We start from the raw sequence: 14038 nt of genomic DNA, 5'->3' as shown, positions 1-14038 counted from the left end.
AGCAAGAATCAGGCGAGATAGTCGTGCTCGACGGTACCCAGCGCAAGCGTCATGTCCGCGATGTAGTGCACCGCCGATTCGACCTTCAGCACCGGCAGGTCGGCCACCGGTGCCAGCGCATGCGGATGCAGTTCGAGCGATGCCGGCGCGGTCCACGCGCCGTGCAACGTGACATCGACCATGTGATAGCGCACCAGCTCGCAGATGCGGGCCGTGCCGTCGACGTGCGGAATGATCTTGAGCAGGAAGTTCGGCTGCGCGATGCCCGCAAGAATCGGCGCGTGCTCGAGCGCGCGGTGCTTGAAGCCCATGGTGGCCTTGGCCACGCGCACCTTGCCGTAGTCCAGCGTGCCGACGATCACGTCGGTCTCGTAGTCGAGCACCGGCGAGGCGAGCTTCTTCGGAAAGCCCCAGAGCTCGCGGCCGCCGGCAATCGGCGGATGGTCGTTCAGGTACATCGCATGCACATACGCGCCCTGCTCCACGCCCTTGGCGGTGCGCAGCTGCACCGGGATGACCTGGCCCGACTCGGTGTAGTCGCCGAAGCCGGTGGAGTCGGGCATGCGGATGAATTCGTACTTCACGAGCGGCTCGACCACTTCGAGCGGCTCGGGCACCACGGCGCGCAGCGCGTCCATGTCGGTGCGGTAGGTGACGATGAGAAATTCGCGGCGCACGAACCGGTACGGTCCGGGCGGGAAGGCGGGGCTGGTGAGCGGCATGGCGAAAGCCTGTCGCCGTACATCTTCAATGTTCATGGACATTTCCTCCTGTTGAAGTGACCGATCCAGTCTGGCGCTGGTTTCTTAGTCGAACCTGATTCGCCTTGTGTTCAGCGCGACAGGCCCGGCCGCTTGACCCGGCCCGGGCCGTGTTCGCCGAGGTCGAAGGTGGTCACGCCGTTGACGGTGGCGTCGGCGCGCAGGGTCTCGGGGTGCGCGAGCGTTGCGCGCATGTCGCGCGCGCCCGACTCCCAGTGCTCCTCGACCGCGGCGCGCGAGAACTCGTAGTCCTTCGACTCGAGCTCATAGGGCTTGTCGCGGTAGATCAGGTGAAAGATGTCGATGGGCTCGTGCGTGAGCTGCGACTGCACCGCGAGCACGCTCGGGTCCTTGCGCAGATTGGCCGGCAGCTTGGTGATCAGGTCGGCAATGGCCTGCTGCAGGTTCATGTTCGCGGCCAGCGCGTCGGTGTTCATGCGGGTGCGGCTCGAATAGGTGATGTCCTTCTGCCGCTCCATCACGCCCGCCATGGTGCGCGGCATCTCGCCGCGCGCATTGAAGAGGTCCACCTGCAGCACCACCAGGGGCTCGTTGCGCGGATGGAGGTCGAGCACGTACTGCAGCGGCGTGTTCGAGACGATGCCGCCGTCCCAGTAGTCGTCGCCGTCGATGTGCACCGGCGCAAAGCCCGGCGGCAGCGCGCCGCTGGCCATGATGTGCTCCGGACCGATGCGCTGGCGCGTGTTGTCGAAGTACACCGAGTTGCCGGTGCGCACGTTGACCGCGCCCACGCTGAAGCGCGCTTCGCAGGCGTTGATGCGGTCGAAATCGATGAGGCGCTCCAGCGTGCCCCTGAGCGGCGAGGTGTCGTAGTAGCTCAGCAGCGGCGCCGCACCGCCCATCAGGAGGGCCGGCGAATAGCGCGGCTCGAAGAATCCCGGAATGCCGACCAGCGACGCCATCGCCGCGCTGTACTGGTTCTGCGTGGCCCGGTCGCCGAGCCAGGAAGGCAGTCGCTGCGAGGGCCCGGAGGACACGAGGTGCCAGAACTCGCGCAGCCTGTCGACCCGGTGCTCGGGCGCATTGCCCGCGATCAGGGCCGCATTGATGGCGCCGATCGAGACGCCGGCAATCCAGTGCGGCTGCAGCTCGGTCTCGCTGAGCGCGGCATACACGCCCGCCTGGTAGGCGCCGAGCGCGCCGCCGCCCTGCAGCACCAGCGCCTTGCGGGCCTGGCGCATGTCTTCGCGGCGTGACGCGAAAGGATTGAGGGGTTGCCGGGAGGATGCCGCACGGGGATTTTTCTTGGGGGTCGTCGTCATGCGTTCATTTGACACCACCCCCGCGACAGCAACCTGACCGGAGACCGAAGTCTCCCGGTCCTCTCCCGGAAGAAGATCACATCTTCGGCAGCATCTGCCCGCGGATCTCGCCACCCGGGTTGGCCGCGGTGTGGACGTTGGCGTACCACTTGCCCGCGACCAGGTCGGCGGCCTGCGCCGGGGTCAGCGTGGCCTGGCCTTCGATCGGGCTGGCTGCGTTGGCGAACGGCAGCACCACGCCGGCATTCGCGCCAGCCGCGGCAGGACCGTGGAAATGCGCTGCGGTCGCCGGGCCGCTCAGGCCGGTGTAGGTGATCTTGTACTTGAGGACGTTGGTGTCCCGGTTGAGCCAGGCTTCGGCCATGCCGCTGCCGCGCGTCATGTTGGGCGGCACTTCGCTGGCCGCGTTCATCGCGCCGCTGAAGCTGGCGGTGTTCGACTTGGACATCATCCCGCAGCCGACCAGGGCAGCGCTGGCCACGCCGGTGATGAGGGCTGCGCGCAAAAGGGTGCCGTATTTGGTCATGAGCTTTATCTCCTGGGTTGTGAAAGCCTCCACAGCATAGGCAGCGCCCGCACCCGGCCGTGTCGGCCACCGCCCCGACTTTGCGGGCCCGCCACAGAGTGAAAGAGAATGCAACGATGACCTCCCAAGCACTCTCCACGCTCCCCGAGGCGCGCGATGTGGCCGGCTTCTGGCGCGACGCCGGCCCTGCCCGCTGGTTCGCCAAGAGCGATGCATTCGACGCCGAATTTCTCTCGCGCTTCTCGGCCGCGCACCAGGCCGCCGCCCGCGGCGAGCTCGATCACTGGAGCGACGATGCCGAAGGCGCTCTGGCGCTTCTTGTGCTGCTGGACCAGCTGCCACGCAACGCCTGGCGCAACAACCCGCACATGCTGGCCACCGACGGCCTCGCGCTGGCCGCGGCGAAGAAGGCGATCGATGCGGGCTTCGACCAGCAGTTCGACAAGGAACTGCGCGCGTTCTTCTACCTGCCGTTCATGCACTCCGAAGTGCTGGCCGAGCAGGAGCGCTCGGTCGAACTCAATGCGGCGCTCGATGCCAACACGCAGCGCTACGCCGTGCTGCACCGGGACATCGTCGCGCGCTTCGGCCGCTTTCCGCATCGCAACCGGATGCTGGGGCGCAGCACCAGCGCGGAAGAACAGAAGTTCCTCGACGAAGGCGGCTTCGCAGGTTGATCCAGCGAGCGTTCAGGCGTCGTTGTGCGCCAGGGGCACGTCGCGCGTGGGCGACGGGTTCGCATCGGGCAGGCCCGCCTTGTCCTTCATCGAGCCGTAGGTGCGCGCATAGACCCAGGTGAACTCGGCGCCCAGAAGGAAGATCTGCGCCGAGTAGTACACCCACACCAGCACCACCACCAGCGAGCCCGCGGCGCCGTAGCCCGAGGCCACGCTGCTCTTGCCGATGTACAGGCCGATCAGGTGCTTGCCCACCGTGAAGAGCAGCGCCGTGACCGCCGCGCCCACCCCCACGTCGCGCCACTGCACCTTCGCGCGCGGCATGATCTTGTAGATCATCGCGAAGATCACCGTCACCATCGCGAAGCTGAAGACGAAGTTCACCACCTGCGCCAGGCTCTCCCAAGCCCCGAACACCGGCGACCACCACTTGCCCAGCGCCGCCAGCGCCGCGCTGGCCACCAGCGACACCATGAGCAGGAAGCCGATGCCCATGATCATGCTGAACGACAGCAGCCGCACCCGCAGCAGGTTGAAGATGCCCGAGCTCTTGGCGCGGGCCGGCGCACGCCAGATGCGGTCGAGCGCATCCTGCAGTTCGCCGAAGACAGTGGTCGCGCCGACCACCAGGAGGCCGATGCCGATCACCGTGGCCACGATGCCCTCGGCTGGCTTGTTCACCGCCTGCAGCATGCCCTGCACCGCCGCCGCGCCCTGTGCGCCCATGAGGCCCGAGAGCTGCGCGAAGATCTCGCCGCGCGCGGCCTCCTGGCCGAACACCAGCCCGGCCACCGCGATCACGATCAGCAGCAGCGGCGCGATGGAGAACACCGTGTAGTAGGCGAGCGCCGCCCCCATGCTGGGCGCGTAGTCGTTCGACCACGACGCGAAGGCCCGTTTGCAGAGATCGAAGAGCGCGCGGATTTGCATGAGCATGGAATGTCCCTGTTGGATCGGCCGGGTCTTGTCGGTGCGATGCCCGGCATGTTGCAGGCCTGCCTACGATAATCGCATCCACATGCACCCGCCCCTCTCCGATGCGGCAACGCCGCAAGCGCCCTCGCAGCCACAGCCCCGGTCGCCACGCGACCTTTTTGTTTCATTCACCTGGCTCGCGCTGCAGGGCTTCGGCGGCGTCCTGGCCATCGTCCAGCGCGAGATGGTCGAGAAGAAGAAATGGCTCACCCCCGAACAGTTCCTCGAAGACTGGGCCGTGGCCCAGGTGATGCCGGGCCCCAACGTGATCAACCTGGGCCTCATGATCGGCGACCGCTACTTCGGGCTGCGTGGCGCCCTCGCCGCGGTGGCGGGCATGCTGACCATTCCCCTGGTCGTGATCCTCGCGCTGGCCGTGCTCTACGCGCACTACGCCGGCAACCCGCAGGTGGCGGCGGCGTTGCGGGGCATGGGGGCGGTGTCGGGCGGGCTGATCGCCGCCACGGGCATCAAGCTGATTCCGCAACTGCGCAAGCACCCGCTGGGTTTTCCGGCCTGCCTCGCATTCATGGCGCTGGTGTTCGCGGCCATCGCGGTGTTCAAGGTGCCGCTCGGCTGGGTGCTGCTGGTGGTCGGCGGCGTGGCCTGCGTCTGGACCTGGAAGAGGATCGCGCCATGAGCGCGCGCCGGGCCGCCCCAGGCACGCTCGCACCGCAGCCGAAGGCGGAGGTTTTCGAATGACCATCGCGATGCAATGGCACGACTGGCTCGCCCTCTTCGGCCAGTACCTGCTGCTCTCGCTGCTGTCGATCAGCGGCGCCATCACCACGGTGCCCGACATGCACCGCTACCTCGTCACCCAGCACGGCTGGCTCACCGATGCGCAGTTCAGCTCGTCGGTCGCGATCGCCCAGGCCGCACCCGGGCCCAACGTGCTGTTCGTTGCGCTCATGGGCTGGAACGTCGGGCTCAACGCGGGCGGCGGCATCGGCGCCGGGCCGACGGCCTGGCTGCTCGGCTTCTTCGGCCTCATGGTGACCATGGTCGGCATCATGGTGCCGAGCACCACCCTCACCTATTTCGCCACCCGCTGGGGCCACCGCAACCGCACCCGCCGCGAAGTGCGCGCCTTCAAGCAGGGCATGGCGCCGGTGGTGGTGGGCCTCCTCATCGCCACCGGCTGGGTGCTGGCCACGGGTAACCATGCCGGCAACGCGCCTGCCTGGCACCTGTGGCTGCTGACCGGCGTGGCCGCACTTATCGTCTGGCGCACCCGCATCCACCTGCTCTGGCTGCTGGGCGCGGGCGCGCTGCTCGGCGCCGTGGGCTTCGTCTGATCCTTCCCTTTCGTTTTTCTTCTTCAGGAAACTTCGTCATGTCGCAACTTCGTCCGCTCGGCCGCTCCGGCCTCCTGGTTTCGCCGCTCGCCTTCGGTGGCAACGTGTTCGGCTGGACGGTCGACGAGGCCGCCTCGTTCAAGCTGCTCGACGCCTGGCTGGACGCGGGCTTCAACTTCGTGGACACCGCCGACGTCTACTCGGCCTGGGTGCCGGGCCACACGGGCGGCGAATCGGAAACCATCATCGGCAAGTGGCTCAAGCAGAGCGGCAAGCGCAACCGCGTGGTGCTGGCCACCAAGGTCGGCAAGCCGATGGGCGAAGGCAAGGTGGGTCTCGCGCCCAAGTACATCCGCGAGGCGGTCGAGGCGTCGCTCAAGCGCCTGCAGACGGACTACATCGATCTCTACCAGTCGCACGACGACGACGCCGGCACGCCGCTCGAAGAATCGCTGGGCGCCTTCGATGCGCTCATCAAGGAGGGCAAGGTGCGCGCCATCGGCGCTTCCAACTACACGGCGCCCCGGTTGGCCGAGGCGCTGGACGTGTCCGAGCGCCTGGGCATCGCGCGCTACGAGAGCCTGCAGCCGCTCTACAACCTGTACGACCGCGCCGTGTTCGAAGACGAGCTGGAGCCGCTGTGCGTGAAGCGCGAGGTGGGCGTGATCAACTTCTACGCGCTCGCGGCCGGCTTCCTCACCGGCAAGTACCGCACCGAGGCCGATGCCGCCAAGAGCGCGCGCGGCGCCAACACCACGAAGAAGTACCTCAACGAGCGCGGCCTGCGCATCCTCGATGCGCTCGACAAGGTCGCGCAGCAGTACAACGCCAAGCCGGGCCAGGTCGCCATCGCATGGCAGATCGCACGGCCGGGCGTGACGGCGCCCATCGCCAGCGCCACCTCGATCGCGCAACTCGAGGAGCTGGTGGTCGCCACGCAGCTCAAACTCGACGCGGGCACCATCGAGATGCTCGATCGCGCGAGCGCAGAGACGGCAGCCGCCTGAACCGCTTCGTGCGATGAGCAGCCACGTGTTCGATTCGATCGCCGCGCCGACGCTCGACCACTTCGCCGACCTGCGCGTCGAGGTGGGCGTACCGCAGGTGCTGGGCCAGAGCGCGCGCGGGTTGCGGCGCGTGGTGCCCATCACGGGCGGCGAGGCGTCGGGGCACGGCTGGCGCGCACGCGTGCTGCCGGGCGGCAGCGACTTCCAATTGATCGTGAGCGACACGCTCTCCGAGCTCGACGCGCGCTACGGCCTGGAGACCGACGCGGGCGACCTGATCTACGTGCAGAACCATGCGGTGCGCTCGGCTGCGCCGGAGGTGATGGCCAAGCTGATGCGCGGCGAGGCGGTCGACCCAGCGCAGGTCTACTTTCGCTGCAACCCGCGCTTCGAGACGGCCTCGCCCGCGCTGCGATGGATCAACGAGCGCATGTTCGTCGGCGCCGGCGTCAGGCATCCGAGCGAAGTCGTGATGCGCTTTTTCTCACTCGCCTAGCCGTCGACCGGGTTCAGCGGCGTCGCAAGAATCCGCTGGTAGAACGCCACGTCGAGCCAGCGGCCGAACTTGAAGCCGGCCTGCCGTACGGTGCCCGAGTGCTCGAACCCCAGCCGCTCGTGCAGGCCGATGCTGCCCGCATTGGCGGCATCGATGGCGCCGACCATCACGTGCACGTCGCGTGCGATCGCCTCGGCAATGATCGCTTCCATGAGCGTGCGGCCCAGCCCCGCGCCCCGGTGGTCGGCCGCGACGTACACCGAGTGCTCGACCGTGTACTTGTAGGCGGGAAAGGCGCGAAAGTTGCCGTAGCTCGCAAAGCCCAGCAGCTTGCCGTTTTCGTCCTGCGCACCGATCACCGGGAAGCCGTTGGTGCGCTTGGTGGCGAACCAGGCGACCATGTTCTCGGGCGTGCGCGGCTTGTAGTCGTAGAGCGCCGTGGAGGTGACGATGGCGTCGTTGAGGATGGCGAGGATGGCGCCGGCGTGGGCTTCCTCGGTGCAGGGGATGAGGCGCATGGTGTTTCTTTCGTTCAATATAGGAGAATAATAATCTCATATGAGAAACACATCTCCCTCTTCAACATCTCCTTCTTCTTCATCCCCTCCTTCGGACGATTCCGCCGGCCGCATCGACGCCCTCATCGCCACCCGGCTGCTGGCGCTGCGGCAGGCCAAGGGGCTCAGCCTGGCCGCGCTGGCCGAGCTGTCGGGCGTCAGCAAGGCCATGATCTCGAAGGTCGAGCGTGTGCAGAGCAGCCCCACGGCCGTGCTGCTGGGCCGGCTGGCCGCGGGCCTCGGCGTGTCGCTGGCGCAACTCCTCACCGAGGAAAAGGAAGGCCCCCAGCGGCTTCGCACGAAGGCCGCGCAGGAAGTCTGGCGCGATCCCGACGCGGGTTATCTGCGCCGCCAGGTCGCCGAGCGCGGCACGACGGGCAGCGGGGTGGAACTGGTCGAGGTCGAGCTGCCGCGTTCGGCACAGGTCGGCTATCCGCGATGGAGCGGCAAGCCCTATCGCCAATGCCTGTGGATGCTCGAAGGCGCGTTGCGGGTGGACTACGGCGACGAGCGCTTCGAGCTGGCGCCCGGGGATTGCCTGGATTTCGGCGTGGACCGGCCGCTGGTCTTCAAGGCACTCGGGCGCACGGCCTGCCGGTACCTGCTGGTGGCCTGCCCGGACTAGGGTGCCGCCCCGCAAATAACCGCGCATGACATCGCGCCGTTCACGCCAGGGCGTCTGTTTGCGAGACAGCACACCAGCCAACCGGTAGGCACGCTCCCACACGCAGAGGCGGCTCAGGCCGGTCCGGGCCGCAAGGGCGTCCGGGGTACACCAAGGCATCTTGGCTTCGGAGGAACATGATGTCTTTTGCGCTTTACATGATCGGGTTCCTGATCTTCCTGGGCGGCGTCGCCTGGGGTGCGTCGGTGGCTGGCGTCCCCACGCTCTACATCGGCATCGGTGCGTTGATCCTGCTGGGCATCGGCATCTTCAGCGCGGTGGGCCGCACGCGCGGCAAGGACCCGTCCTGACACGCTGGCCCGGGATAGGGTTCACACAGGCTTCACGCCGCCCGCACATGGCGTAGCTAACTTCGCACGCGCACCACAAACCGTGGCGCGCGTTGCTCAGTCAGCTGCCCATGCACTCCTCCTCTTCCTGCCTTTTTTCCCCGCTCTCCACTTCATCCACGGCGCCCTGTCCCGCGCCGCCCACCGCAAGCAGCGGCCTGGCCAACATCAAGGTCGACCTGCTCGTCGTCGGCGCAAGCTTCTCGGGCCTTGCCTGCGCCCGGGCTGGGGCCCTGGCCGGATTGAGCGTGATGGTGCTGGAGAAAAAAGCCAGCGCCGGCGCCAAGCTCCACACCACCGGCGTCATCGTGAAGGACGCGGTCGACAGCGTCCCCTGGCTGGCCGAGGTGCCACCTGCGCTGGTCCGGCGCATCGAAGGCGTGCGGCTCTATGCACCGAACATGCGGCACGTCGACCTGCATGCACCCGGCTACTGGTTCTGGGCCACCGATGCGCCCGCGCTGCTCGACTGGATGGTGGATTCCACCCGGGCCTGCGGCGTCGATGTGCGCCTGGGCACGCTGTTCGAGCAGGCGCTGTGGATGAACGACCGGTGGGAAGTCCCGGTGACGCACGGCCCCTGCATCACCGCCACCTACCTCGTGGGCGCGGACGGCCCGCATTCACGCGTCGCCAAGGTGCTCGGCCTCTCGCGCAACACGCGCTTTCTCTATGGCGTGGAGCACGAATACCAGGGCGCCCGCATGGCGCCAGACCTCCTGCACTGCTTCATCGACCGCAAGCTCGCACCCGGCTACATCGGCTGGGCGCTCGACGGCGTGGGCGTGAGCCAGATCGGCCTGGCGCGCCGCATGGGCCAGAACGACGCGAACGCGCTGCGGCTCGCGCCTTTCCTGAAGAAGATCGAATCGGTGGTGTCGCCAGGCGATGCACCCCCGGTGGCCGTGCGCGCCGGGATGATTCCCTGCGGCGGCGTGCTCCCGGTCGTGGCGCGCGAACGGGCGCTGCTGGTGGGCGACGCAGCAGGCATGGTGTCGCCGGTCACGGCCGGCGGCATCCACACCGCGCTGCAGCACGGCGAACGCGCAGGCGAGGCCGTGGCACGTTTCGTTCGCGGCGAGATGGACGACCCGGCGACGTGGTTCGTGCGCAGCTATCCGCGCTTCCTGCTCAAGCGCTCGCTGCGCTGGGCCTTCGACCACTTCCAGAGCGACTGGATGTTCAACCACCTGCTCGGCACGCCGCAGATGCGGCGCATGGCCGAACTGGTGTATTTCCACCGCAAGGGCGGGCCGCTCCCGAAGGATTAGCGACGGATCAGGCGCTGCGCTGGCGCATCGCCTCGTAGAGGCACACGCCGCTGGCCACCGAGACGTTCAGGCTCTCGACCGCACCGGCCATCGGGATGCTCACGAGTTCGTCGCAGGTCTTGCGGGTCAGCTGGCGCATGCCCTCGCCTTCGGCGCCCAGCACCAGCGCCAGCGGACGCTTCAGGTCGCTCTGGTAGATCGTGCCCGGCGCGTCGTCGCTGGTGCCCACGCACCAGATGCTGCGCTCCTTGAGTTCGTTGAGCGTGCGCGCGAGATTGGTCACCATGAAATACGGCACCGTCTCGGCCGCACCGCTCGCCACCTTGGCCACGGTGGCGTTGATGCCGGCCGCGTGGTCCTTGGGCGCAATCACCGCATGGGCGCCCGCGCCATCGGCCACGCGCAGGCACGCGCCCAGGTTGTGCGGATCGGTCACGCCGTCGAGCACCAGCAAGAGGGGCACGGTGCCGGCCTCTTCGAGGCCTTCGAGCAGTTCGTCGAGCGAATGGATTTGCGCGGTGGGTTCGACCCGCGCCGCCACGCCCTGGTGGCCATGGCTGCCGGCGAGCTTGGCGATGCGCAGGCTGTCGGCCTCGACCAGCCGCACGCCGGCTTCTTGCGCACGGGCGAGGAATTGTTTCATGCGCGCATCGCGCCGGCTGGCGTCGAACAGAACCTCGAGCACCGATTTCGGCGCGGTCTTGATTCGCACGCCCACGGCATGGAAGCCGAAGATCACTTTGGGGGAAGACATCCCCCGATTATCCCTACCCCCAGCGTCGATCCGTCAGGCGATCGGCAGGCCGCTGAGCGCACGCGTGCGCTCGTCGTGCAGTTCCTGTACCGCCAGCGCGTTCGGATGCACCCGCTCGAGGTTGCCGACGCTCTCCAGGTACTGGCAGGCGGCGTGGCCTTCGGCGGCCTTTTCGTACTGCGCGACCCAGGCATCGCGCACGGGCAGCTTCTCGGGCGACACGGGCCAGACGCCCGGCTGCGGCCGCATGTGCTCGCCGATGCCGATGCGCCAGGGCTTGGCGCTCACGCGGGCGCGAAAGCAGTTCTGGTTGCGGCACATGCGCGCGTAGACCTTGTCCACGCCCAGCGCCTGGAAGCAGTCGGCCACGGCCATGTCGGCCGGGCTGAAGACGTCGTGCATCGCGAGGACCCGAAAGCCGGCGGGTGTGCGGTAGATCCGCAGGTGCCAGTCGGGATGCTGGTGCAGGAAGCGCCCGATGCGCTCGGCCGCGCGCTTCTCGGGCGCGGGGTTCGTGCTGGCCTCCCCACGCTTCTTGGCCAGCCCGATGCGGTAGGCAACGATGAAGACCACGATGGCAGCAATCAGCCCGCCCACCCAGGTCTTGGCCGTCCATCCGCCGACGATGCCCGCGATGAGCGCCGGCACCAATGCGAAGCCGAACACGCTGGTGCGCAGGGGTTCGTCGAAGTCGATGTCGACGAACAGCACGTCGGGCGTGTTCAGGCAGCGCGCGCCGTAGCCGTTGCGGGTGATGACGCTCTGGCCCTGCCGCTCGACGATTTCCTCGCGGATCGGCACGCCGTCGGCGCCGTTGTAGGCCAGCTTGCGCTCGAGGCGGTCGAGTTTTTCGCCGCTCGCGATGCGGTCGAAGGCCTCGCGGGTGCGCTGGTCGGCATGCGCCTGGGCGGCCAGCGGGCTGTCGTCGGACCAGCCGTAGCGCCGCACGGTGATCTGCTTGCCGGCCGTGCGCTCCTGGATGCGGCCCTCGGCCCAGAACTGGGGAACGATCATCGCTTCAGACGCCCTTCACGAAATACAGCCAGGCCAGCGCCACGACCAGCAGGACGATGACGATGGGCAGCCACTTGAAGCCACCTTGGGGCACCCGCCCCGGCTCGGCCATCGGGTGGGTCGGAATGTTCGACGGCAAGTGCCCGAAATCGCCCAGCGCCGGGTTCTGGTGGTTCTCGACCAGTTGCTTGGCCTCGGCCAGGCCCAGGCCGGTGGCTTCGCGCGTGAGGCGGACGGCTTCGATCTTGTTGCCACGCGCCAGGGCCGCGAGCGCGGCTGCGGGCACGGCGGCCGGCCCGTTGCCCTGCATGCCGCCCGCAGCCTCGGGCTCGCCGCGGCCCCAGTCGCCCTCCTGCCAGTCCGCTGCCGCCCCGTCGCCATTGGCGTAGCGCTCGACGGCTTCCTTGGCCGACCTGAGATCCAGGCCGGTCTTGTCGCGCACGATCTTGATGGCCTCGATCAGGCTGCCGCGCTGCAATGCGGCGATGGCTTCGGGTGGAAGCTTGTCCATGGACCTCTCCTCGGGTTGTTGTTGCGGCTGTCTCTTCGCTGTCTCTTCGCCGTTTCTTCGACGTTTCTTCGACGTTTCTTCGACGTTTCTTCGACGTTTCTTCGACGTTTCTTCGACGTTCAGGCGGCCTGCTCGACCGTCGAGATCGGCGTCTTCTCGTTGAGCGACACGCGCCCGGCCTCGATGGTGATGCGGCGCTCGCAGCGAGACGCGATGCCGCGGTCGTGGGTGACCAGGACCAGCGTCGTGCCGAGCTCGCGGTTCAGGTCGAACATCAGCTTCATCACCTGCTCGCCGGTCGCGAAGTCCAGGCTGCCGGTGGGCTCGTCGGCCAGGAGCAGGGCCGGCTGCACGACGAAGGCACGGGCCAGCGCCACGCGCTGCTGCTCGCCGCCCGAGAGCACCTTGGGGTAGTGGCCCAGGCGCTGCCCGAGGCCGACGCGGCCGAGCATCTCGGTGGCGGCCTTGCGCGCATCCTTGCGGTTGGCCAGCTCCAGCGGCAGCATCACGTTTTCGAGCGCGCTCAGGTTGCCCAGCAGCTGGAAGCTCTGGAACACGAAGCCCACGCGCTGGGCGCGCAGGGCGGCACGTTCGTCCTCGTCGATGGCGAAGATGTCGTCGCCACCGAGCCTGACCGTGCCGCGTGTGGGCGTATCGAGCCCCGCGATGATCGACAGCAAGGTGCTCTTGCCGGAGCCCGAGGCGCCCACGATGGCAGCGGTTTCCCGCGCGCCGAGGGTGAAATCGATGTCCTGCAGAATGTCCAGCGTGCCGGCCGAATCGGTGACGGACTTGAAGACATGCTCGACGGCGACAATGGCATCAGACGGGGGTTGGGACATGGAAAGGCTTTGGTTTTGAATCGACGTGACTTTATCTTGACCACCGCCGCACTATGCGGTGCGGGCAGCGCGGGAACATGGACGGCCGCGGCGCAGGCCCAGGCCACCAACGCGTCCGGCAAGCCGGTCATCCTGGTGCTGGGCGATTCGCTGAGCGCAGAGTACGGCTTGAAGCGCGGCGAGGGCTGGGTACCCTTGCTGGAAAAAAGGCTTGCCCAGCAGAAGATTGCGGCCACCGTGGTCAACGCCAGCATCAGCGGCGACACCAGCTCCGGTGGACGTGCCCGCTTTCCCGCCCTGCTCGTGCAGCACAAGCCCAGCCACGTGGTGGTGGAACTGGGCGCCAACGACGCGCTGCGCGGCCTGCCGCTCTCGGACACCGAGAGCAACCTGCTGCAGATCACCAAGGCCGCGCAGGCCGCGGGCGCGAAGGTGCTGATCGTCGGCATCCAGGTGCCGCCGAACTACGGGGGCGACTACACGCGGCGCTTCGAGGCGGTGTTCTCCAAGGTGGCAGGCGTGACCAAATCGGCGCTCGTGCCCTTCCTGCTCAAGGGCGTGGCCGATGCGCCCGATGCGCTCTCGCTGTTCCAGGCCGACCGCATCCACCCGACTGCCGTGGCGCAGCCGCAGTTGCTGGACAACGTCTGGCCCGAACTGCGCAAGCTGCTGCCGAAATAGCGAGAGCAAGGCCGGCAGCGCGCAAGAAAAAAGCCGCCGCAGGCGCAGGCCTGCGGCGGCTTTTCGATGGGGACGCCAGGAGCGGATCAACCGTTCTTGGTGGGCAACTCGGGCACCGTGGGGGGATCGCGTTCGAGCGATGCCACGTCGGTCTCCGGGTCTCCGGGAGCCAGTCCGTCGCTGCTCGGGCTGAGCTTGCGATATTGTTTCTCGCGGAGCTTGTCTTCCTTCTTCTTCTTCTTGGCCAGTTCTTTCTGGCGCTTCTCGTAGCCGTAATTTGGTGTTGCCACTGCTTCTCCTTGAGGCGAGACAGTCACCGTGACTGTGCGTCGCCTACTGTAAGCGATAACGGTGCAGTCTCAAGGCGTGGC

19 protein-coding genes are annotated in these 14038 nt (G+C 67.7%); 9 read left to right on the top strand and 10 right to left on the bottom strand.

Annotated features, from left to right (window positions below; translation table 11 throughout):
- Window positions 1-8: 8 nt before the first annotated feature.
- The 3 genes from BM133_RS04455 to BM133_RS04445 form a co-directional block, all read right to left on the bottom strand.
- Window positions 9-758 carry an acetoacetate decarboxylase gene (locus tag BM133_RS04455; RefSeq protein ID WP_093435036.1) on the bottom strand — a complete coding sequence of 250 codons (750 nt, stop codon included), beginning with the start codon at window positions 756-758 and terminating at the stop codon, window positions 9-11.
- 74 nt (window positions 759-832) lie between these two features.
- Window positions 833-2044 carry a patatin-like phospholipase family protein gene (locus tag BM133_RS04450; protein WP_093431922.1) on the bottom strand — a complete coding sequence of 404 codons (1212 nt, stop codon included), beginning with the start codon at window positions 2042-2044 and terminating at the stop codon, window positions 833-835.
- A 76-nt stretch (window positions 2045-2120) separates the two neighbouring features.
- Entirely contained in the window at window positions 2121-2570 is a 450-nt protein-coding gene (locus BM133_RS04445) for a CHRD domain-containing protein (protein WP_093431920.1), read from the bottom strand.
- 116 nt (window positions 2571-2686) lie between these two features.
- On the opposite strand from BM133_RS04445, the gene BM133_RS04440 reads away from it, so the two are divergent.
- Window positions 2687-3247 carry a DUF924 family protein gene (locus BM133_RS04440; RefSeq protein WP_093431919.1) on the top strand — a complete coding sequence of 187 codons (561 nt, stop codon included), beginning with the start codon at window positions 2687-2689 and terminating at the stop codon, window positions 3245-3247.
- A gap of 12 nt (window positions 3248-3259) precedes the next feature.
- Here the strand turns inward: BM133_RS04440 and BM133_RS04435 are convergent, their stop codons facing one another.
- On the bottom strand, window positions 3260-4183 hold the full coding sequence (locus BM133_RS04435; RefSeq protein WP_177224721.1) for a YihY/virulence factor BrkB family protein: 924 nt from the start codon (window positions 4181-4183) through the stop codon (window positions 3260-3262).
- A gap of 82 nt (window positions 4184-4265) precedes the next feature.
- Here BM133_RS04435 and BM133_RS04430 point away from each other — a divergent pair, with 82 nt between their 5' ends.
- Genes BM133_RS04430 through BM133_RS04415 form a run of 4 tightly spaced genes read left to right on the top strand, consistent with a single transcriptional unit; the run spans window position 4266 to window position 7023 of the window.
- The gene (locus BM133_RS04430) at window positions 4266-4862 is read left to right on the top strand and encodes a chromate transporter (RefSeq protein ID WP_093431917.1); all 597 of its coding nucleotides are present in this window, start codon (window positions 4266-4268) and stop codon (window positions 4860-4862) included.
- A gap of 58 nt (window positions 4863-4920) precedes the next feature.
- The gene (locus tag BM133_RS04425) at window positions 4921-5520 is read left to right on the top strand and encodes a chromate transporter (RefSeq protein ID WP_093431916.1); all 600 of its coding nucleotides are present in this window, start codon (window positions 4921-4923) and stop codon (window positions 5518-5520) included.
- A gap of 38 nt (window positions 5521-5558) precedes the next feature.
- Entirely contained in the window at window positions 5559-6527 is a 969-nt protein-coding gene (locus BM133_RS04420; RefSeq protein WP_093431914.1) for an aldo/keto reductase, read from the top strand.
- A 13-nt stretch (window positions 6528-6540) separates the two neighbouring features.
- Window positions 6541-7023 (top strand): DUF3237 domain-containing protein, encoded by a 483-nt coding sequence (locus BM133_RS04415; protein WP_093431913.1) that lies wholly within the window; start codon window positions 6541-6543, stop codon window positions 7021-7023.
- On the opposite strand, the gene BM133_RS04410 is transcribed toward BM133_RS04415, so the two are convergent.
- On the bottom strand, window positions 7020-7541 hold the full coding sequence (locus BM133_RS04410; protein WP_093431911.1) for a GNAT family N-acetyltransferase: 522 nt from the start codon (window positions 7539-7541) through the stop codon (window positions 7020-7022). The two genes, BM133_RS04415 and BM133_RS04410, sit on opposite strands and share 4 nt — an antisense overlap.
- Window positions 7542-7581: 40 nt before the next feature.
- Here BM133_RS04410 and BM133_RS04405 point away from each other — a divergent pair, with 40 nt between their 5' ends.
- The 3 genes from BM133_RS04405 (at window position 7582) to BM133_RS04400 (ending at window position 9865) form a co-directional block, all read left to right on the top strand.
- Window positions 7582-8205: a helix-turn-helix domain-containing protein gene (locus BM133_RS04405; RefSeq protein WP_093431910.1), complete on the top strand. Its 624-nt coding sequence runs from the start codon at window positions 7582-7584 to the stop codon at window positions 8203-8205.
- 179 nt (window positions 8206-8384) lie between these two features.
- A complete protein-coding gene (locus BM133_RS35100) occupies window positions 8385-8555 on the top strand; it encodes a hypothetical protein (protein ID WP_177224720.1) in 171 nt (56 codons plus the stop codon).
- Between the two features lie 110 nt (window positions 8556-8665).
- The gene (locus tag BM133_RS04400) at window positions 8666-9865 is read left to right on the top strand and encodes an NAD(P)/FAD-dependent oxidoreductase (RefSeq protein ID WP_093435033.1); all 1200 of its coding nucleotides are present in this window, start codon (window positions 8666-8668) and stop codon (window positions 9863-9865) included.
- Between the two features lie 7 nt (window positions 9866-9872).
- Here the strand turns inward: BM133_RS04400 and rlmB are convergent, their stop codons facing one another.
- The 4 genes from rlmB to BM133_RS04380 all read right to left on the bottom strand — a co-directional run bounded on the left by rlmB (window position 9873) and on the right by BM133_RS04380 (window position 12986).
- Window positions 9873-10619, bottom strand: a complete 747-nt coding sequence (rlmB, locus tag BM133_RS04395; protein ID WP_093431908.1) for a 23S rRNA (guanosine(2251)-2'-O)-methyltransferase RlmB — start codon at window positions 10617-10619, stop codon at window positions 9873-9875.
- Between the two features lie 33 nt (window positions 10620-10652).
- A complete protein-coding gene (locus tag BM133_RS04390) occupies window positions 10653-11633 on the bottom strand; it encodes a hypothetical protein (RefSeq protein WP_093431907.1) in 981 nt (326 codons plus the stop codon).
- Between the two features lie 4 nt (window positions 11634-11637).
- A complete protein-coding gene (locus BM133_RS04385) occupies window positions 11638-12144 on the bottom strand; it encodes a ribosomal protein L7/L12 (RefSeq protein ID WP_093431905.1) in 507 nt (168 codons plus the stop codon).
- A gap of 119 nt (window positions 12145-12263) precedes the next feature.
- Window positions 12264-12986: an ABC transporter ATP-binding protein gene (locus BM133_RS04380; RefSeq protein ID WP_093431904.1), complete on the bottom strand. Its 723-nt coding sequence runs from the start codon at window positions 12984-12986 to the stop codon at window positions 12264-12266.
- Between the two features lie 36 nt (window positions 12987-13022).
- Between BM133_RS04380 and BM133_RS04375 the strand changes: the two genes are divergently transcribed.
- On the top strand, window positions 13023-13667 hold the full coding sequence (locus BM133_RS04375; protein WP_177224719.1) for an arylesterase: 645 nt from the start codon (window positions 13023-13025) through the stop codon (window positions 13665-13667).
- A gap of 86 nt (window positions 13668-13753) precedes the next feature.
- Here the strand turns inward: BM133_RS04375 and BM133_RS04370 are convergent, their stop codons facing one another.
- Window positions 13754-13957 carry a hypothetical protein gene (locus BM133_RS04370; RefSeq protein ID WP_042580885.1) on the bottom strand — a complete coding sequence of 68 codons (204 nt, stop codon included), beginning with the start codon at window positions 13955-13957 and terminating at the stop codon, window positions 13754-13756.
- Window positions 13958-14038 lie beyond the last annotated feature (81 nt).

This window comes from Variovorax sp. 770b2 (assembly GCF_900115685.1).
GTDB lineage: Bacteria > Pseudomonadota > Gammaproteobacteria > Burkholderiales > Burkholderiaceae_C > Variovorax.
This window is presented reverse-complemented; position numbering and strand designations above follow the sequence as displayed.